This window comes from Nocardioides panacisoli (assembly GCF_039537325.1).
Classification (GTDB): Bacteria; Actinomycetota; Actinomycetes; order Propionibacteriales; family Nocardioidaceae; genus Nocardioides; species Nocardioides panacisoli.
In genome coordinates, this window is sequence record NZ_BAABAH010000002.1 from 127,986 (window position 1) to 145,797 (window position 17,812).

The 17,812-nt window shown below is 72.5% G+C and carries 17 protein-coding genes; 7 read left to right on the forward strand and 10 right to left on the reverse strand.

Going from position 1 to position 17,812, the window contains the following annotated elements:
- From zwf to ABD709_RS03625, 3 genes are read right to left on the reverse strand one after another with little or no spacing between them, the layout of a single operon-like run.
- Positions 1 to 1,446 (reverse strand): glucose-6-phosphate dehydrogenase, encoded by a 1,446-nt coding sequence (gene zwf / locus ABD709_RS03615; protein WP_344772434.1) that lies wholly within the window; start codon positions 1,444 to 1,446, stop codon positions 1 to 3.
- Between the two features lie 58 nt (positions 1,447 to 1,504).
- Positions 1,505 to 2,002 carry a TetR family transcriptional regulator gene (locus tag ABD709_RS03620; RefSeq protein WP_344772435.1) on the reverse strand — a complete coding sequence of 166 codons (498 nt, stop codon included), beginning with the start codon at positions 2,000 to 2,002 and terminating at the stop codon, positions 1,505 to 1,507.
- The gene (locus ABD709_RS03625) at positions 1,999 to 2,199 is read right to left on the reverse strand and encodes a hypothetical protein (RefSeq protein WP_344772436.1); all 201 of its coding nucleotides are present in this window, start codon (positions 2,197 to 2,199) and stop codon (positions 1,999 to 2,001) included. Before ABD709_RS03625 ends, ABD709_RS03620 begins: the two co-directional genes overlap by 4 nt.
- Positions 2,200 to 2,249: 50 nt before the next feature.
- Here ABD709_RS03625 and bioB point away from each other — a divergent pair, with 50 nt between their 5' ends.
- The 4 genes from bioB to bioD are packed head-to-tail and all read left to right on the forward strand — an operon-like array spanning position 2,250 to position 6,550.
- The gene (gene bioB / locus ABD709_RS03630; protein WP_344772437.1) at positions 2,250 to 3,434 is read left to right on the forward strand and encodes a biotin synthase BioB; all 1,185 of its coding nucleotides are present in this window, start codon (positions 2,250 to 2,252) and stop codon (positions 3,432 to 3,434) included.
- Between the two features lie 13 nt (positions 3,435 to 3,447).
- A complete protein-coding gene (locus tag ABD709_RS03635; protein WP_344772438.1) occupies positions 3,448 to 4,746 on the forward strand; it encodes an adenosylmethionine--8-amino-7-oxononanoate transaminase in 1,299 nt (432 codons plus the stop codon).
- Positions 4,743 to 5,867 (forward strand): 8-amino-7-oxononanoate synthase, encoded by a 1,125-nt coding sequence (locus ABD709_RS03640; protein ID WP_344772439.1) that lies wholly within the window; start codon positions 4,743 to 4,745, stop codon positions 5,865 to 5,867. The genes ABD709_RS03635 and ABD709_RS03640 overlap by 4 nt, the downstream gene beginning before the upstream one ends.
- The gene (bioD, locus tag ABD709_RS03645; RefSeq protein ID WP_344772440.1) at positions 5,864 to 6,550 is read left to right on the forward strand and encodes a dethiobiotin synthase; all 687 of its coding nucleotides are present in this window, start codon (positions 5,864 to 5,866) and stop codon (positions 6,548 to 6,550) included. Before ABD709_RS03640 ends, bioD begins: the two co-directional genes overlap by 4 nt.
- Positions 6,551 to 6,705: 155 nt before the next feature.
- On the opposite strand, the gene ABD709_RS03650 is transcribed toward bioD, so the two are convergent.
- Both ABD709_RS03650 and ABD709_RS03655 read right to left on the reverse strand, forming a co-directional pair.
- Positions 6,706 to 8,151 (reverse strand): amidase, encoded by a 1,446-nt coding sequence (locus ABD709_RS03650; protein ID WP_344772441.1) that lies wholly within the window; start codon positions 8,149 to 8,151, stop codon positions 6,706 to 6,708.
- A gap of 19 nt (positions 8,152 to 8,170) precedes the next feature.
- Positions 8,171 to 8,722: an NADPH-dependent FMN reductase gene (locus ABD709_RS03655; RefSeq protein WP_344772442.1), complete on the reverse strand. Its 552-nt coding sequence runs from the start codon at positions 8,720 to 8,722 to the stop codon at positions 8,171 to 8,173.
- A gap of 95 nt (positions 8,723 to 8,817) precedes the next feature.
- Between ABD709_RS03655 and ABD709_RS03660 the strand changes: the two genes are divergently transcribed.
- A complete protein-coding gene (locus ABD709_RS03660; RefSeq protein WP_344772443.1) occupies positions 8,818 to 9,432 on the forward strand; it encodes a TetR/AcrR family transcriptional regulator in 615 nt (204 codons plus the stop codon).
- A 63-nt stretch (positions 9,433 to 9,495) separates the two neighbouring features.
- The gene (locus ABD709_RS03665) at positions 9,496 to 11,349 is read left to right on the forward strand and encodes a hypothetical protein (protein WP_344772444.1); all 1,854 of its coding nucleotides are present in this window, start codon (positions 9,496 to 9,498) and stop codon (positions 11,347 to 11,349) included.
- Between the two features lie 6 nt (positions 11,350 to 11,355).
- On the opposite strand, the gene cimA is transcribed toward ABD709_RS03665, so the two are convergent.
- Positions 11,356 to 12,972, reverse strand: coding sequence for a citramalate synthase (gene cimA / locus ABD709_RS03670; protein WP_344772445.1), 1,617 nt, complete (start codon positions 12,970 to 12,972; stop codon positions 11,356 to 11,358).
- A gap of 198 nt (positions 12,973 to 13,170) precedes the next feature.
- Between cimA and ABD709_RS03675 the strand changes: the two genes are divergently transcribed.
- Positions 13,171 to 13,503 (forward strand): hypothetical protein, encoded by a 333-nt coding sequence (locus ABD709_RS03675; protein ID WP_344772446.1) that lies wholly within the window; start codon positions 13,171 to 13,173, stop codon positions 13,501 to 13,503.
- A 9-nt stretch (positions 13,504 to 13,512) separates the two neighbouring features.
- On the opposite strand, the gene ABD709_RS03680 is transcribed toward ABD709_RS03675, so the two are convergent.
- The 4 genes from ABD709_RS03680 to ABD709_RS03695 form a co-directional block, all read right to left on the reverse strand.
- Entirely contained in the window at positions 13,513 to 15,210 is a 1,698-nt protein-coding gene (locus ABD709_RS03680; protein WP_344772447.1) for a serine/threonine-protein kinase, read from the reverse strand.
- A gap of 47 nt (positions 15,211 to 15,257) precedes the next feature.
- On the reverse strand, positions 15,258 to 16,337 hold the full coding sequence (locus ABD709_RS03685) for a branched-chain amino acid aminotransferase (RefSeq protein WP_344772448.1): 1,080 nt from the start codon (positions 16,335 to 16,337) through the stop codon (positions 15,258 to 15,260).
- 126 nt (positions 16,338 to 16,463) lie between these two features.
- A complete protein-coding gene (locus tag ABD709_RS03690) occupies positions 16,464 to 17,546 on the reverse strand; it encodes a 3-isopropylmalate dehydrogenase (protein WP_344772449.1) in 1,083 nt (360 codons plus the stop codon).
- A gap of 11 nt (positions 17,547 to 17,557) precedes the next feature.
- Positions 17,558 to 17,698: a hypothetical protein gene (locus ABD709_RS03695; RefSeq protein WP_344772450.1), complete on the reverse strand. Its 141-nt coding sequence runs from the start codon at positions 17,696 to 17,698 to the stop codon at positions 17,558 to 17,560.
- Positions 17,699 to 17,812: the final 114 nt, after the last annotated feature.

The window sequence follows — 17,812 nt, forward strand, 5'->3', positions numbered from 1 at the left end:
TCAGCCGCCCGTGGTGTCCGGGTTGCGCCACTCACGCTCGAACGGCAGCCGCCACGCGAAGGGCGCGATCAGCTGGTGGATCTGGTTGGGACCCCAGCTCCCCTGGCGGTAGGGCCGCACGATCGGCGGTGCGTCGAGGAGCGGCTGGGAGACCTCCCACAACCGCTCGATGCCCTCGGCCTCGGTGAACAGGGTGCGGTCGCCGCGGGCGGCGTCGTAGATCAGCCGCTCGTAGGCCTCGAGCACCGAGCCCGCCCACCCGGTGTCCTGCATCGCGAACTGCATCGAGAGCTTGTCGAGCTTCATGCCCGGGCCCGGGCGCTTGCCGTAGAACGACAGCGACATCCGCGCCCGGTCGGCGAGGTCGAACGTCAGGTGGTCGGGACCGTGGTCGCCGACGCCGGAGTTGTGCGGGAACATCGACCGCGGCGGCTCCTTGAACGCGATCGAGATGATCCGCGCGCCCTCGGCCATCCGCTTGCCGGTGCGCAGGAAGAACGGCACCCCCGCCCAGCGCCAGTTGTCGATGAAGCACTTCAGGGCGATGAACGTCTCGGTCTCGGACTCGGGCGCGACGCCGTCGATCTGGCGGTAGCCCTGGTACTGGCCGCGGACCACGTTCGCCGGGTCGATCGGCAGGATGGACCGGAAGACCTTGTTCTTCTCCTCGTTGATCGCCTCGGGCGAGAGCGACGTCGGCGGCTCCATGGCGGTGAAGGCGAGGACCTGGAACAGGTGCGTGACCACCATGTCCTTGTAGGCACCGGTGGACTCGTAGAACTGGGCGCGCTGCTCCAGGCCGAGCTCCTCGGGTACGTCGATCTGGACGTGCTCGATGCTGTTGCGGTGCCAGATCTGCTCGAACAGCCCGTTCGCGAACCGGAAGGCGAGGATGTTCTGTGCCGCTTCCTTCCCGAGGAAGTGGTCGATCCGGTAGATCTGTGTCTCGTCGAAGACCTTGTGCAGCTGGTCGTTGAGCTTCTTGGCGCTCTCGAGGTCGGTGCCGAAGGGCTTCTCCATGATGATCCGGCTGCCCTTGACGAGTCCGGCCTCCTCGAGCTCCTTGACCACGACGAGGGCGGCCTTCGGCGGGACGCTCAGGTAGTGCAGCCGGACCACCTCGTCGCCGGCGTCGGCCTCGACCTTCTCGACGACCTCGCGCAGCCCCTGGGGACCGTCCTTGCCGGGCGCCCAGTGCAGCCGCTTGGCGAACTCCGGCCAGGCTTCCATGTCGCCGTCGTTGCCGGCGAACTCCTTCATCGCCTCGTGCGCGAACTCCACGAACGACTCGGTGGTGTAGTCGTCGAGGGAGGTGCCGACGACCTGCAGGTCGCGCAGCAGCCCGGTCTCGAAGAGGTGCAGCATGCCGGGCAGCAGCTTGCGCTTCGCGAGGTCACCGGTCGCCCCGAACAGGACGACGGTCACGGGCTTCATCGTGCTGGCCATGTCTTCCATCGTGCCTCCCGGGTGTTTCCTCGACTTTAACGCGGCCCGGATCGCGATATCAGAGCCGCGCGCGCAGTCCGTCCAGCACCAGGGACAGCCCGAGCGCGAACGCCTCGGGGTCGTCGCCCACGGCGGCGAAGACGTGGCGCAGCAGGGTCCGTGCGCCGACCCGCGCCAGCTCGTCGTCGGCGCCGCCGCGCAGCAGGGCGTCGGTCATCCGGCGCTCCGGCTCCCGCGCGCCGCCGGCGTCGTACACCGCGGCGATCAGGGCGGCGGCGTCGCGGTGCGCCGTCATCGCGTCGCGCAGCTCCACGCAGACCAGGTGCAGCTCGGCGTCCCAGGGCACGACCTCGGTCGCGCGGCGGCCGCGGTCCAGCAGCTCCTCGGCGACCGCCGACAGCAACGCCTGCTTGTCGGTGAAGTGGTGGTAGAGCGCGGCCGGCTGGACCCCCAGGTCGGCCGCCAGGCGCCGCATCGAGAGAGCCGCCAGGCCGTGCGCGTCGAGGGTGTCGACGGCGTGCGCGACGACGTCGGTACGGCGGTAGCGCACCTTCATCGGTGCTCGCACCCGTCGGTCAGCGGCAGTCGGCAGGTGGCGCAGTAGCGGGGCTGCTCGGTCGCGAGCCGGCGCTCGCAGGCCGCGTGGTCGGAGGCCTCGCGCGCCTGGTCGGAGTCGCAGAACGCGTCCGCGTCGAGCACGCCACCGCACCAGGCGCAGAAGATCGCGGGGCGGTCCTCGTTCGACCCGGACATGCTCCCAGGTTAACCTGAACACCGTTCAGGTCGCCGTCCCGAGGAGAGCCATGCCCACCGAGTTCGACCAGATCGCCGACAAGGTCCTCGCCGGAGGCACGGCGACCGAGGCGGACGCGCTCGCCGTGCTCCGCGCGTCGGACGCGGAGCTGATGGCGGTCGTGGCGGCCGCGGGCCGGCTGCGCCGGGAGCACTTCGGGAACACGGTCAAGGTCAACTACCTGGTCAACCTGAAGTCCGGCCTGTGCCCCGAGAACTGCAACTACTGCTCTCAGGCGCTGGGGTCCGCGGCCCCGATCCTCAAGTACTCCTGGCTCTCCACGGACGAGACCCTCAAGCAGGCGGGCGCCGGCCTGCGCGGCGGCGCGACGCGGGTCTGCATGGTGTCGTCGGGCCGCGGGCCGTCCGACCGCGACATCGACAAGGTCGTCGAGATGACCGAGGCGCTCAAGGACGAGTACGAGGGCGTCGAGGTCTGCGCGTGCCTCGGGCTGCTCAAGGACGGGCAGGCCGAGAAGCTCAAGGCCGCCGGCGTGGACGCCTACAACCACAACATCAACACCGCCGAGTCCAACCACGACAACATCGTCCAGACGCACACCTACGACGACCGCGTCGACACGATCGGCAAGGCCAAGTCGGCCGGCCTGTCCCCCTGCTCGGGCCTGATCGCCGGCCTGCGCGAGACCGACGAGCAGCTGGTCGAGGCGCTGTTCGCGCTGCGGGCGCTGGACGCGGACTCGATCCCGGTCAACTTCCTGATGCCGTTCGACGGGACGCCGTACGAGAACACCTGGGAGCTCTCCCCCACCCGCTGCGTGAAGATCCTCGCGATGGCGCGGTTCGTCTGCCCCGACAAGGAGATCCGGATCGCCGGCGGCCGGGAGATGCACCTGCGGTCGCTGCAGCCGCTCGCCCTGCAGGTCGCGAACTCGATCTTCCTCGGGGACTACCTCACCTCCGAGGGGCAGGACGCGGTCTCCGACCTGGAGATGCTCCGCGACAACGGCTTCGTGATCCTCGGCCTCGAGGACACCGCGTTCGACGAGATCCTCGCCGCGCACCAGGACGCTCGCGCGCACCGGATGGGCGCGGTCGTCGCGACGCCGTGCGGCTCCGGCGCCGAGGGCTGCGGTGAGGGCTGCGGCGGCAGCTGCTCGCACGGTCCGGCGGAGAGCGGCAAGCCGGTGATCCGGTCCCGCGGTGCCGGCACCGAGGTGCCCGCGAACGCCTGACCCGAGCCGACCCGTGACCGCGACGACGTACGCCGACCAGCTCGCCTTCGACCGCGAGCACCTCTGGCACCCCTACACGTCGATGACGTCGCCCGCTCCGGTGCGGCTGGTCACGGGCGCGAGCGGTGCCCGGCTGCGCGTCGCCGACCCCGCGCGCGGTGAGGTGGAGCTGGTCGACGCGATGTCGTCGTGGTGGGCGGCGATCCACGGCTACCGGCACCCGGTGCTGGACGCGGCGGTGTCGGCGCAGGTCGGCGACTTCGCGCACGTGATGTTCGGCGGCCTCACGCACGCGCCGGCGATCCGGCTCGGCGAGCGCCTGGTCGAGATCACCCCCGACGGACTGGACCACGTCTTCCTCGCCGACTCCGGATCGGTCTCGGTCGAGGTGGCGCTCAAGATGGTGCTGCAGCACCAGCGCGGCACGGGACGGCCCGAGCGGACCCGGCTGCTGACCGTGCGCGGCGGCTACCACGGCGACACGTTCCACCCGATGAGCGTCACCGACCCCGACGGCGGCATGCACTCGATGTGGCGCGGGGTGCTGCCGGAGCACGTGTTCGCGCCGCAGCCGCCGGCGGCCGACGCGACGGGGGCGGAGGTCTCGGCCTGGGCCGACGCGGTGCGGGCTCTCGTCGCCGAGCACGCACGCGAGCTCGCGGGCATCGTCGTCGAACCGCTGCTGCAGGGCGCGGGTGGCATGCACCCCTATCCCGTGGAGTGCCTGAGGCTGCTGCGCGAGGTCGCGGACGAGCACGACCTGGTGCTCGTCTTCGACGAGATCGCCACCGGCTTCGGCCGCACCGGCCACCTGTTCGTCTCCGAGCTGGTCACCCCCGACGTGCTGTGCGTCGGCAAGGCGCTGACCGGCGGTTACGTGACGCTCGCCGCGGTGCTGACGAACGGGCGCATCGCCGCGGGCATCTCCGCGAGCGAGTCCGGCGTCCTGATGCACGGCCCGACGTTCATGGGCAACCCGCTCGCCTGCGCGGTGGCGCTCGCGAGCATCGACCTGCTGCTCGACGGGGACTGGACGGCCGAGGTCGACCGGATCAACCGGCGGCTGACCGCCGGGCTCGCGCCGCTGCGCGACCTGCCCGGCGTCGCGGACGTGCGCACCGTCGGCGCCGTCGGGGTGGTCCAGCTCGACCACGACGTCGACGTGGCCGGCGCGACGGACGCCTCGGTGGCCGCGGGGGTGTGGCTGCGGCCGTTCCGGGACCTGGTCTATGCCATGCCGCCGTACGTCACCAGCGACGCGGAGCTCGACGTGCTCCTCGGCGGCATCACGGAGGCGGTGAAGGCCGGATGAGCTGGCAGAGCTGGCTCGAGCAGCAGGCGGACGAGCGGGACGAGGCCGGACTGACCCGCCGGCTGCTGCCGCGGACGGCGGCCGACCCGACGACCGACCTCGCGGGCAACGACTACCTCGGCCTCGCGGGGCACCCGGACGTACGCCGGGCCGCGGCCGACGCCGCGCTCGCCTGGGGCGCCGGGTCCGCGGCCTCGCGCCTCGTGACGGGGACCCTCGAGCTGCACGAGACGCTCGAGCAGGAGCTGGCGGCGTACCTGGGCCAGCCCGCGGCGCTGGTGCTCTCCACCGGCTACCACGCCAACCTCGCGGTCGTGACCGCGCTCGCGGACCGCAGCTGCCGGGTGCTGTCCGACGCGCACATCCACGCGTCGCTCGTGGACGGCGTACGACTCTCGCGCGCGCGGCTGACCGTGGTTCCGCACAGCGACGTGGCAGCGGTCCGGGACGGCCTGGTGGCCGCACGTGAGGCCGGCGAGCGGACGCTGGTGCTGGCCGAGTCGGTGTACTCGGTGCTCGGCGACGCGGCGCCGCTGACCGACCTTGCCGCGCTGTGCGAGGAGCACGGCGCGCTGCTGGTCGTCGACGAGGCGCACGGCCTCGGCGTGCACGGGCCGGGGCTGGTGCACCGGCTCGGCCTCGCCGGGCTCCCGCACGTCGTCGTCACCGCGACGCTCTCGAAGTCGCTCGGCAGCCAGGGCGGCGCCGTGCTCGGGCCGACCGGGGTCCGCGAGCACCTGGTCAACCGCGCCCGGCCGTTCATCTTCGACACCGGGCTCGCGCCGGCGCCCACCGGGTCGGCTCTCGCCGCGCTGCGGCTCCTCCGGGAGCGACCCGAGCTGGCCGCCCGCGTCCACGAACGGGTGCGTGAGCTGGCGGACCTGCTCGGCGTGGTCCCGCCGGACGGTGCGGTCCTCTCGATCCCGATGCCCTCCCCCGCCGCGGCCGTCGCCGCGCAGGCCGCCGCGCTCGACGCCGGCGTCCGGGTCGGCTGCTTCCGGCCGCCGTCGGTGCCCGACGGGATCTCCCGGCTCCGGGTGACCGCGAGCGCCGGCGTACCCGACGCCGACTGGCAGCGAGCGGTCGAGGTCCTCCGCGTGGTCGTCAAGGACCACCAGTGATCGTCGCCGTGACGGGCACCGACACCGGGGTCGGCAAGACGGTCGCGGTCGCGGCACTGGCTGCGCGCGAGCTCGCCGCCGGCCGCTCGGTGCTCGTCGTGAAACCGGTGCAGACCGGGATCGGCGGCGCAGACCCGGACGTGCCGGACGTCGACAGCGTGGGCGCGCTCACCGGCTGCGAGGCCGTCCAGCTCGCCGCCCTGGACGAGCCGCTCGCGCCCGACACCGCCGCACGCCGGCAGGGTGTCGAGATCCCGACGGTGGCCGAGCACGCGGCCCGGATCCGTGATCTCGCGAGCGGGTTCGACACGGTGCTCGTCGAGGGCGCCGGCGGCCTGCTCGTGCGGCTGGACGCCGAGGGCGGCACGCTCCTCGACCTGGCCGACCGGCTCGGGGCCGGCGTCGTCGTGGTCGCCCGTGCCGGCCTGGGCACGCTCAACCACACCGAGCTGACCTGCACCGCCCTCCGCGCCCGCGGCATCGAGCCCGCCGGCGTCGTGATCGGCGCCTGGCCCGAGCACCCCGGCCTCGCGGCCACCTGCAACCGCACCGACCTCCCGCGTGTCACCGGCGTCCCCCTGCTCGCCCTACTCCCCGCCGGCGCCGGCTCCCTCCCCCGCCCCACCTTCCTCGCCGCCGCCCCCACCTGGTTCACGATTGATTCGAAGGTCACTCCAGGTTGAATCGAAGGTCTCTGCGGGTCGAATCGAGGTTCCGTCGAGGTTGAGTCGAGGATCGGTCAGGCTGCGTGCACCCAGTTTCGATTCAACGCGGAGAGACCCTCGATTCGACGGCGAGAGACCCTCGATTCGACGGCGAGAGACCCTCGAATCAACGTTCACCACATGCGGGGGTGGCGGTCCTTCCAGGGGAGGCCGGAGGAGGCGGCGGGGGCAGCGGCCTCGACCTGGGCGGCGAGGGAGAGCAGCAGCTCCTCCTCGGCGGGGCGGCCGGCGAGCATCACGCCGACGGGAAGGCCGTCGGGGGTCTGGTGGAGCGGCAGGCTGATGGCGGGCATGCCGGTGACGTTCCAGGCCGACGTCCAGGGCGTGAACCGCTTCTGCGCCTCGAAGTCGGCAGCCGGGTCGTCGTCGTCGCGGATCGCGCCGACCAGCAGCGGCGGCTGGGCGAGGGTCGGCGTCAACACGATGTCGTACGGCGCCAGCGCGACCAGCGCGTCGGAGGCGTACCTGCGCAGGGCGCCGATCGCGAGCCCGAACTCCGGCGCGGAGACGGACTCCCCCCGCTCGGCCAGCCAGAGGGTCAGCGGCCTCAGCAGCGGCCGCACGTCCTCGGGCAGCGGCGTCACCGAGAGCGCCGTCAGCACCGACCAGCAGGTCTCGAACACGGGGACGGCGTCGGACGGGATCGGCACCTGGACGTCCTCGATGGCGTGACCGAGGGACTCGAGCAGCCGGGAGGCGTCATTGTACGCCGTGCGCACCTCGGGGTGCACCTCGGCCGCGCCGATCACCGGCTCGTGGAAGCGCGCGACCCGCAGCCGGCCGGGCTCGCGGCGGGTCGCCTCGAGGAACGTCCCGGCCGGCGCCGGTGCCCACGTCGGGTCACCCACGCGGCGGCCGGCGAGCACGTCGAGCAGCGCGGCGGCGTCGGCGACCGTCCGCGCGATCGACCCGGACGTGCCGAGGCCGACCGGGTCGCCGTACATCGGGAAGCCGCTGATCCGGCCGCGGGTCGGCTTGAGGCCGACCAGCCCGCAGCAGGACGCGGGGATCCGGATCGACCCGCCGCCGTCGGACCCGTGCGCGACCGGCGCCAGGCCCGCCGCGACCGCAGCGGCCGCGCCGCCGGACGAGCCACCGGCCATCCGGGTCGTGTCCCACGGGGTCACGGCCGGCGGACGCCCTTCCGGCTCGGTGTAGCAGGGCGAGCCGAACTCCGGTGTCGCGGTCTTGCCGAGGCTGACCATCCCGGCCGCCTCGATCGCCAGCGTCACGGCGTCCGAGACCTCGGGCACGTTGCCCGCGAAGACCGGCGAGCCGAAGGCGGTCGGTACGCCGCGGGTCAGGTTGAGGTCCTTGATGGCCGTAGGCACGCCGGCCAGCGGGGACGCGCCGTCGCCGACCGGGCCGACGGCCTCGACCTCGCGGGCGCGGGCGCGGGCCTCGTCCGGGCCGAGATAGGCGAACGCGCCGGCGACGAACTCGGGGTCCAGTCGCTCGGCGCGTTCGAGGTAGTGCTCGGTCAGCTCGGTCGGGCTGATCTCGCCCTTCCGGACGAGGTCGCCCTGCTCGAGCGCGGTCAGGTCGTGCAGCTCGGTCACGCCCCGACGCTATCGGGGATCAGGCGGCGGCGGCCTCGGCGTCGTACTCGACGAGCTTGGCAACGGCCTCGAGCAGCTTCGCCCGCAGCTCGGCGTCGGTCGTGACGTCGATGCCGACGGCGGGCTGGGAGACGGTCACGTCCTCGACGACCTTCGCGCCCGCGACGCCGGCGGCGCGAGCGGTGTCGCCGTGGGCCCACTTGCCGCCGTACGGCGTCGGCGTCGCACCGGCCACGCCGAACGGCTTGCCCACGAGCGCACCGGCGCCGTAGGGCCGCGACAGCCAGTCGATCGCGTTCTTGAGGACCGCGGGGATCGACCCGTTGTACTCGGGCGTCAGCGCCAGGACCCGGTCAGCGCGTGCGACCCGCTCGCGCAGCGCGGTCGCGGTCGCCGGGGCGTCGGCTCCGTCGAGGTCCTCGTTGTAGAACGGGACCCGGTCGAGACCGTCGACGATGTCGAGCTCGACGTGGGCCGGGGTCTCCTCCGCGAGGATCTCGGCCAAGCGGCGGTGGGTGGAGTCGGCGCGCAGGCTGCCGACGAGTACGGCGATGCGGGTGGTTGCGGTCATGTGGGTCGAAACGGACCGTGGTCCGTTTTCATTCCTCCTAGCGGAGGAGAAATTCGTGGGACCCCGCTCACACCGCCCCCTAGGGTGGCGGCGTCATGGACCTACCCCTCGCCCCCGGCGGCCGCGAGCTGCCGCTGCTGCAGCGTGAGAGACCCGAGCGCAGTGACGCCGCCCACAACCGCGAGGTCCTGCTGCGCGCCGCCCAGGAGCTGGTCGAGGAGCGCGGCATCGACGCCGTGACGATGGACGACGTCGCGCGCCGCGCCTGCGTCGGCAAGGGCACGCTCTTCCGGCGGTTCGGCACCCGCGAGGGGCTGATGGGCCAGCTTCTCGACCACTCCGAGCGCGAGTGGCAGGCCCAGGTCATCGGCGGCCCTCCCCCGCTCGGTCCGGGCGCCCCGCCGATGGAGCGGCTCCTCGCGTTCGGTCGCTCACGCGTCACCCTCAACCTGCACCACGCCGAGCTCATCGAGGCCGCCCGGCACCCGGCGGCCCGCAGCTTCGGCGCGCTGTCGTTCACGACGATGCACGTCCGCTACCTGCTCGAGCAGCTCGGCGTGCAGGGCGACGTCCCCTACCTCGCCACGGCGCTCGTCGCCCCACTGGAGATGATCGTCCTGCGCCAGCAGGTCAACCGCGAGCAGGTGCCGCTGGAGCGGATCCAGGCGGGGTGGGAGGACCTGGTCCGACGGGTCGTCGCCGACCACTGAACGATCGGACAGAATTGCACGGTTCTGCCTCGCACGGCGGTAGGTGTCACTTACTGTTCCGCCGTGCGTGCCCGTCCCATGGCCTTCGTGCTGCTCGCCCTGGTGGCGATCCTCGGACCTGTCCAGCTGCCGGCGAGCAGCGTCGCCGCCGACCGCCAGGACCACCGCACGCACCGGGGCGACGCGCCGACCGTCACCATCACCGACACCCCCCGCGACGTGCCTCCGGTCGCCCGCGCGATCGTCGGCGGCAACCTGCGCTGGTTCGGCAGCGCCGACGGCGCGTGGGACGCGAAGCATCACAAGGTCCGCGACGACGTCGCCCGCCTGGTCCGCAAGGTCGGGCTCGGCGCCATCCGCTACCCGGGCGGGACCGTCGCCAACCTGTTCAACCCGAGCCACGCCGAGGGCAAGCCGGGCTGCCAGACCAGCGGCGGACTCCTGCGACCGCTGTTCGCGCCGATCCCCGCCTCCGCGTCGCAGTACACGATCGCCCGGCACGCGCAGTTCGCGAAGGCGGCCCACGCGACGACCAACGTGATGGTCCCGATGATCAACACGCCGGTCGACGCCGCGGTCGACTACGTCAAGAAGATCGCCTCCGCAACCGGCCAGAAGCAGATCTACGTCGAGCTCGGCAACGAGCCGTTCAACAAGGCGCAGCGGTACTGGCGGGCCAAGGCGCTGTCCGAGCGCCTCGAGGACTACATCAGCGGCGGCCAGGTCCGGCCCGACGGCGAGCCCGGCGACCACGGGCTCTACAAGGTCACCGGCTGCAACCTGCGCAAGCCCGTCGAGGGTGACGGGTCGCCGAACCAGACCTACCGCCCGCGCTACACGCCGATCTCGCTGTCGACCAAGCCGCGGGTGTGGGTCAACGGACGCGAGTGGAAGTACGTCCCCGCGCTGGGCGGCGGACTGCTCGGCGCCAACGAGTTCACGGTCAGCCCCGACCACGACCGCGTCGTCTTCGGCAGCGGTGGACTGCTGGGCGGCGGCAAGCCGCCGCGGCACTCCACGCTCAAGATCAGCTACACCGCCGGCCCGATGCCCGGCTTCAAGGACTACTACCAGGCCCTGAAGGCGATCCCGGGTCTCGACGTCCAGATCTGCAGCAGCTGGGCGACCGACTCCTTCATCCGGCGCATGGAGCAGCTCGGGCTGCCCTATGACTGCCTGGCCGTGCACTCCTACGCCAACATCGGCGGCCCCACCGGCATCCAGCGGATGTTCACGACGCTGATGAAGGCCGCGACCAAGCAGAACAACCGGCTCGCCTACCTCCGCTCCGAGATGCGCTCGTCGTCACGACCGGGCGCGGCCGGCCGCTACCTCAACGTCACCGAGTTCGGCGGCCAGCACCGCGACAAGGGCGGCCCGAGCACGGCGACGTTCATGCGCGAGCTGGTCCAGGCGATGGTACTCGTCGGGCAGGTCAACCAGGGCGTGCAGGTCTCCGACCTGTCCAACTTCCGCTCGCTGCTGGAGATGTACGGCGACAAGCCGGCGCTCTCGGGCCGTGCCTACGTCCTCGACTACGTCCACCACCTGGTCGGGCAGCAGCCGGTCCAGGTCACGGGCGAGCCGTCGGACCTGACGATCGCAGCGACCCGCGCCGGCGCGAAGACGTCGATGCTCGTGGTGAACCACGCGTGGAAGGCGGACCACAAGGTCGCGATCGACATCACGGGCCACCCCGCGACGACCTGCGTCGGCGTACGCACCCTGCGCACGGACCCCGACACGCTGACCCGCCCGCGGTCGGTCCACTCGCGACCGGTGTCGGTGCGCAGGCCGACGCACCAGGTGTGGAAGGGCGACGGAACGCTCAAGCACACCTTCCCGTCGCACTCGATCACGCTGCTGACGTTCTCGCCGAAGGTCGGCGGAAGCTGCCCGGCGGTCGGGGCGCTCTAGCCGCCCTCAGCCGTCGTGGTGGCGGCGCAGGCCGTAGGTGATGCCGTCGGCCAGCGCCTCCCAGGACGCCTCGATCACGTTGGCGCCGACGCCGACGGTGACCCACGACGACTCGCCGTCGGCGGTCTCGATCAGCACGCGCGTGATCGCGTCGGTGCCGTGGCCCTGGTCGAGGATCCGGACCTTGAAGTCGATCAGCTCGAACTTCGCGATCTCCGGGTAGGCCTGCACGATCGCCGAGCGCAGCGCCTGGTCGAGGGCGTTGACCGGGCCGTTGCCCTCGCCGGTGACGACGTACCGGACCCCGGCGGCCCGCAGCTTCACCGTGGCCTCGGAGACGGCCTCCTCGCCGGGCTGGGAGTGGGTGAGGGTCTCGGTGATCACCCGCCACGACTCGACGTCGAAGTACGACGGCCGGCGGCCCTCGGCCTCCTCGACCAGCAGCAGCTCGAAGGAGGCGTCGGCGGCCTCGAACGTGTAGCCGCCCGCCTCCATCTGCTTCACCCTCCCGGTCACGCGCGACACGAGCTCGGGGTCGCCGGAGAGGTCGAACCCGAGCTCGCGGCCCTTGAGCTCGATCGAGGCGCGGCCCGCCATCTCCGAGACCAGCAGCCGCATGTCGTTGCCGACGCCGGCGGGGTCCATGTGCTGGTAGAGGTCGGGGTCGACCTTGATCGCGCTCGCGTGCAGGCCCGCCTTGTGCGCGAAGGCCGAGACGCCGACGTAGGGCTGCCGGGAGGCGGGCGGCACGTTGGTGACCTCCGCGACCGCGTGCGCGATCCGGGTCGCCTCGGTGAGCAGACCCGGCGGCAGCACCTGCCGGTCCAGCTTGAGCTCGAGGTTCGCGACCACGTTCACCAGGTCGGCGTTGCCGGTGCGCTCGCCGTAGCCGTTGATGCAGCCCTGCACGTGGGTCGCGCCCGCGTCGACCGCGGCGAGGGTGTTGGCGACGGCGCAGCCGGTGTCGTTGTGGCAGTGGATGCCGACCCGGACACCGGTCGTCTCGACCACGTCGTTGACGACGTCGCCGACCCAGCCCGGCAGCATGCCGCCGTTGGTGTCGCAGAGCGCGATCACGTCGGCGCCCGCGTCGTACGCCGTGCGCAGCACCTCCAGCGCGTAGTCGCGGTTGGCGCGGTAGCCGTCGAAGAAGTGCTCGGCGTCGAGGAAGACCTGCTGACCCTCGGCCCGCAGGTGGCTGACGGTGTCGCGGATCATCTCGAGGTTCTCCTCGAGCGTGGTCCGCAACGCCTTCTCGACGTGCCGGTCGTGCGACTTCGCGACGAGGGTCACGACGCCCGCGCCGCTGTCGCGCAGTGCCGCGACGAGCGGGTCGTCCGCGGCCTTCATGCCCGCCCGGCGGGTGGCGCCGAACGCCGCGAGCCGCGCGTGCCGCAGGTCCAGCTCCTGGCTCGCGCGCCGGAAGAACTCGGTGTCCTTGGGGTTGGCGCCGGGCCAGCCGCCCTCGATGTACCCGACCCCGAGACCGTCGAGCTGGCGCGCGATCGACAGCTTGTCGGCGACGGAGAGGTTGAGCCCCTCCTGCTGCGCGCCGTCGCGCAGGGTGGTGTCGTAGACGTGGAACGCACCGTGCAGGTCGAGTGCGTCGGGCTGGGTCGTCATCGGTCGTCCTCGGGTCGTGGCGTGCCGCGGGCATAAGAAAAGCCTCCCGAGAACGAGAGGCTGCGCGTCGAGCTGGGCTCGACGCGCTAGGTAATGATGATGCTGAGGCTCAGGTGCGGCACGCGCCCATGATGCCACGGCCGGCCGAGCGCGGCACCGGGTCTCGCGATCCGGGTCGGACGGGGCGAGGATGGGCCCATGCCGTCGAAGTGGTCGATCCTGTCCCGCAACTCGATCCTCAGCATCGGCTCCTGCGAGTCCGTCCTCTCGATCGGCTCGGCCGGGTCGTCGCTCTCGATCGGCTCGGTGGGCTCCTTCGCGTCGATCGGGTCCCTCGGCTCCTCGACGTCGTCGTTGTCGGTGCTCTCGAGCCAGTCGCGTGCGGCCGTGCTGTCCGCCCGGTCCTACGGCGAGGTCCTGCGCTACCAGCGGGCGGCCGCGCCCGGGCCGGCGCGGGTCGTCGCGATCGCGGCCGCCACGGCTGCCGTCGGCGCGCTGTGGTGGGCCGCAGGTCGGCGTACGTCGGGGTGACGCGCCGGCTCAGAGGCCGAACGGACCGGAGTCGGCCGGGAGCCAGCTTACGCCCCCCGCGGCGACGGCGACGCCGAGGAAGGCGGCGACCGCGAGCAGCGCCCCACAGAGCACGAGCCACGGCACGGCGGTCCGGCTGAGCGGGTTGACGATCCGGGAGAGCGGACCACGGAACCGGTCGGCGGCGATACCGGTCCACAGCGCGACGCCGAACGCCGTACCGCCGGCGAAGAGGGTGGTGGCGACGGACGCGGCCGCGGCGTAGCAGACCAGACCCACGGCAGCCGCGATGCCGGCGCTCCACAGGGTCAGGACGGCGGTGCCCGTCGTCGCGCGGAGCAGGTGCCACGGGCTGGAGAACGCGAGCCCGATGCCGTCGTGCCACTTGCGCCCACGGACCATCCGCTTGCCGGCGACCGACGACGCGGCGAGCGAGCCCGCCCGGAGCAGCCAGACGGCGAGCACGAGCAGGAAGGCCGTGACGTACGGCGCCGCGGCCGTCGCCGCACCGACCGCGACCGCGGCACAACCGACCGCCGACGCGCGGCGGAGCCGCTCGGCGAGCGGGGCCTTCGGCGGCGGAGGTGCGAACGGGTCACCCCACTGCTGGTCCCACTCCTGCTCGAGCCGGGCCATGCCCGGCGGCGGCGCGAACGGCGCGACCGCCGGTCCCACGGTCGGGGCGGCGTGCGGTGGAGGGCCCGCGAACGGCGCGAACGGCGCCGGCGGGCCGACCTCGGTGGGCAGGACGCTCGTCGGCCTGGGGACGTCGTCGGTGAGCCGGTCGGTCAGGTCGTCGGGCGCGGCGACCCTTGGCGGCGGACCTGCCTGGGCAGCGAGCGCGAGCGGCAGCGTGAAGTCCTCGGGAGTCTCGACCGGCGGCGTGCCCTGCGGCAGCTCCGGACGCGTGCTCAGGGGCCGGATCCAGGCGAGGATCTCGTGCAGGCTCGGGCGCGCCAGCGGGTCGGGCGAGAGCGCGGCGTCGAGCACGTCGCGCAACGGTCCGGAGAGCTCACCGAGGTCGTGCTCCCCGCGACGGGCGCGGTCCATGATCGCCATCGCCGGGCCGCGACCGTAGGGTGCCCGGCCCGTCGCGCCGTAGACCACGGTGGCCGCCCACGCGTGCACGTCGGAGGCCGGGGTGGCGTCCTCGCCGTACAGGATCTCCGGCGCGAGGTAGCCCGGCGTGCCCATCAGCCAGCCGGTGTGCGTCAGCCGCGGGTCCTCGGCCAGGCGCGCGAGGCCGAAGTCGATGAGGATCGGGCTGCGGCCCTCCATCAGGACGTTGGACGGCTTGACGTCGCGGTGCAGCACGCCGGCGGCGTGCACGGCGCCGATGCCCTCCGCCAGGCAGCCCGCCAGCCAGAGCAGGTCGCGGTCGTCGACCGGGCCCTCCTCGCGCACCTGGTCGTGCAGCGACAGGCCGGGGACGTAGCGCATGACGACGTACGGCACGTCGGCCCACGGGTCGGCGTCGAGGATCTCCGCGACCCACGGGCTGCGGACCCGCTCCAGCGAGGACACCTCGCGCCCCAGCCGGGCCCGCGCCTCGTCGTCGCCCACGATGTGCGGGCGCAGCACCTTGAGCGCGACCCGCCGGCCGTCGGCCGCGCGCGCCAGGTGCACGATGCCCATCCCGCCCTCACCGAGGCGGGCCAGCACCGTGTAGTCACCCACCCGGGAGGGCGCGGCCGGCTGTGTCGTCACAGGCGCAGATTACCCGCGCGCGGCCCGCTCCACGCCCAACCGCGCGCTCAACAGACCCGGTGCATCCAGCCGAAGGTGTCCTCGGCCCGGCCGAGCTGCACGTCGACCAGCGCCTGGCGGATCCGCATGGTGAGGTCGGTGCTCGCGGGAGCGGGCACGTCGCCGTCCTTGGTCTTCAGGGTGCCGATCGGCGTGACCACGGCGGCGGTGCCGCAGGCGAAGACCTCGGTGAGCCGGCCGCTGGCGATGCCCTCGCGCCACTCGTCGATGTCGAACTTGCGCTCGGTCACCTGGTAGCCCATCTTCCCCGCGAGCTCGATGATGCTGGCGCGGGTGATGCCCTCGAGGATCGTGCCGGTCTCCGGCGTCACGATGGTGCCGTCGTCGAAGACGAAGTAGGTGTTCATGCCGCCGAGCTCCTCGACGTACCTGCCCTCGGTCGCGTCCAGGAAGACGACCTGGTCGCAGCCCTGGGCGTAGGCCTCCTGCTGCGGGAGCAGCGAGCTGGCGTAGTTGCCGCCGGTCTTCGCGGCGCCCATGCCGCCGCGACCCGCGCGGGTGTAGTCCTCGCTCAGCCACAGCGTGATCGGCTTGACGCCACCCTTGAAGTAGGCGCCGGCCGGGCTGAGGATCACCATGAAGGTGACGTGCTCGGCCGGGCGCACGCCGAGGAAGCTCTCCGAGGCGAACATGAACGGCCGCACGTAGAGACTCTTCTCGCCGCCGTCCCTGTTGTCCGGCACCCAGCGTCGGTCCGTGGTGACGAGCGCGTCGACGCACTCGACGAAGTCGGCGGGCTCGAGCACCGGCAGCGCGAGCCGCTGGCTCGAGCGCCGCATCCGCTCCGCGTTGGCCTCGGGCCGGAAGGTCCAGATCGAGCCGTCGTCGTGGTGGTAGGCCTTCATGCCCTCGAAGATCTCCTGCGCGTAGTGCAGGACGGCGGCAGCCGGGTCGAGCGTGATCGGGCCGTACGGCGTGATGCGCGCCTCGTGCCAACCCCGGTCAGGGGTCCACTCGACGGTGAGCATGTGGTCGGAGAAGTGGGTGCCGAAGCCGGGGTTGGCCAGGATCTCTGTCAGCCGGGCGTCGTCGACGGGGTTCGCAGAAGGCGAGGTGGTGATCTGCATGGCGGCCAATTTAGTCGAACTTCCTACTAACGGAACCGCGAGATCCTGCCAGATAGGCGGCGGCGGACGGGCGGCTCGCTGGGTGGACGAGGTGGGGGTGAGCCGGCCCGGGTCGTGCCGGGTGGCTCAGCCGGCTACTCGGGCGGCGATCGCGTCGCCGATCTCGGGCGTACGGCGACGGGCGCCGGGCTCACGGGCGGCGAGGTCGGCGATGACGGCCTCCTCGATCCTGGCCGCTGCCTCGGGGTGGCCGAGGTGGTCGAGCAGCAGTCCGGCGGAGAGGATCGCCGCGGTCGGGTCGGCGATCAGCTGGCCGGCGATGTCCGGCGCCGAGCCGTGCACGGGCTCGAACATCGAGGGCGCGGTCCGGTCCGGGTTCACGTTCCCGGACGCGGCCAGGCCGATGCCGCCCGTGATCGCGGCGGCGAGGTCGGTGATGATGTCGCCGAACAGGTTGTCGGTGACGATCACGTCGAAGCGCTGCGGGTCGGTCGACAGGTAGATCATCGCCGCGTCGATGTGGCAGTAGTCGGTCGTGACGTCGGCGAACTCCCCCGCGACCTCCTCGAAGAGCCGCCACCACAGCGAGCCGGCGTTGACGAGCACGTTGGTCTTGTGGACCAGGGTGAGCTTCTTCCGCGGCCGGCGCTGGGCGCGGGCGAACGCGTCCCGCACGACGCGCTCGACGCCGTACGCCGTGTTCACCGAGACCTCGGTTGCGACCTCCGCGGAAGTGCCGACACGGAGCGCGCCGCCGTTGCCGGTGTAGGGGCCCTCGGTGCCCTCGCGGACGACGACGAAGTCGACGTCACCCTTGCCGAGCACGTCGGCCGAGAGCGGCGAGACCGATCCGGGGTAGATCCGCGACGGGCGAAGGTTGACGTAGTGGTCGAGCTCGAAACGCAGCTTCAGCAGCAGGCCGCGCTCGAGGATGCCCGGCGGCAGGTTCGGGTCGTTCGGCTTGCCACCGACCGCTCCGAGCAGCAGGGCGTCCTGGTCGCGGATCTCCGCGAGCACCGCGTCCGGCAGCACCTCGCCGGTGGCGAGGTAGCGCTCGGCGCCGAGGTCGTAGGTCGTCTGCGCGAACTTCACGTCGCCGGGCGCGGCAACCTCGAGCACCTTGAGGGCCTCGGTCGTCACCTCGGGGCCGATGCCGTCGCCGGGGATGACGCCGAGGTTGACCTGACCGGTGATCGGGGAAGTGCTCATGAGCGCAGACGTTAGTTGTCGTCGGGACGCTCGCCGGCCTCGTCTCGCAGGTCAAGCCCGCCGGGGTGCAGCGGGTGCTCGGGGTCCAGGCGGGCGGGACCCCAGTCGAGGTTCTGGTTGGCGGCGGCGCGGGCGGCGTACGTGGTGGGCATCGATCTTCTCGCTCTCGGGACGGGCTTGTCGTTCAGTGTCGAGAAGCCCATGCCGGCTGGATCGAAGAAACGCCGCATCACACCGCGGCGAGGTGGCCTCTCTCAGGCCTCGCC

Coding starts and splice junctions, on each gene's coding strand:
- ABD709_RS03675 (WP_344772446.1), top strand. CDS start 13,171: ATGCCGTCGAAGTGGTCGATCCTGTCCCGCAACTCGATCCTCAGCATC.
- ABD709_RS03685 (WP_344772448.1), bottom strand. CDS start 16,337: ATGCAGATCACCACCTCGCCTTCTGCGAACCCCGTCGACGACGCCCGG.
- ABD709_RS03660 (WP_344772443.1), top strand. CDS start 8,818: ATGGACCTACCCCTCGCCCCCGGCGGCCGCGAGCTGCCGCTGCTGCAG.
- bioB (WP_344772437.1), top strand. CDS start 2,250: ATGCCCACCGAGTTCGACCAGATCGCCGACAAGGTCCTCGCCGGAGGC.
- ABD709_RS03640 (WP_344772439.1), top strand. CDS start 4,743: ATGAGCTGGCAGAGCTGGCTCGAGCAGCAGGCGGACGAGCGGGACGAG.
- cimA (WP_344772445.1), bottom strand. CDS start 12,972: ATGACGACCCAGCCCGACGCACTCGACCTGCACGGTGCGTTCCACGTC.
- ABD709_RS03625 (WP_344772436.1), bottom strand. CDS start 2,199: ATGTCCGGGTCGAACGAGGACCGCCCCGCGATCTTCTGCGCCTGGTGC.
- ABD709_RS03620 (WP_344772435.1), bottom strand. CDS start 2,002: ATGAAGGTGCGCTACCGCCGTACCGACGTCGTCGCGCACGCCGTCGAC.
- zwf (WP_344772434.1), bottom strand. CDS start 1,446: ATGGCCAGCACGATGAAGCCCGTGACCGTCGTCCTGTTCGGGGCGACC.
- ABD709_RS03695 (WP_344772450.1), bottom strand. CDS start 17,698: ATGCCCACCACGTACGCCGCCCGCGCCGCCGCCAACCAGAACCTCGAC.
- ABD709_RS03655 (WP_344772442.1), bottom strand. CDS start 8,722: ATGACCGCAACCACCCGCATCGCCGTACTCGTCGGCAGCCTGCGCGCC.
- ABD709_RS03690 (WP_344772449.1), bottom strand. CDS start 17,546: ATGAGCACTTCCCCGATCACCGGTCAGGTCAACCTCGGCGTCATCCCC.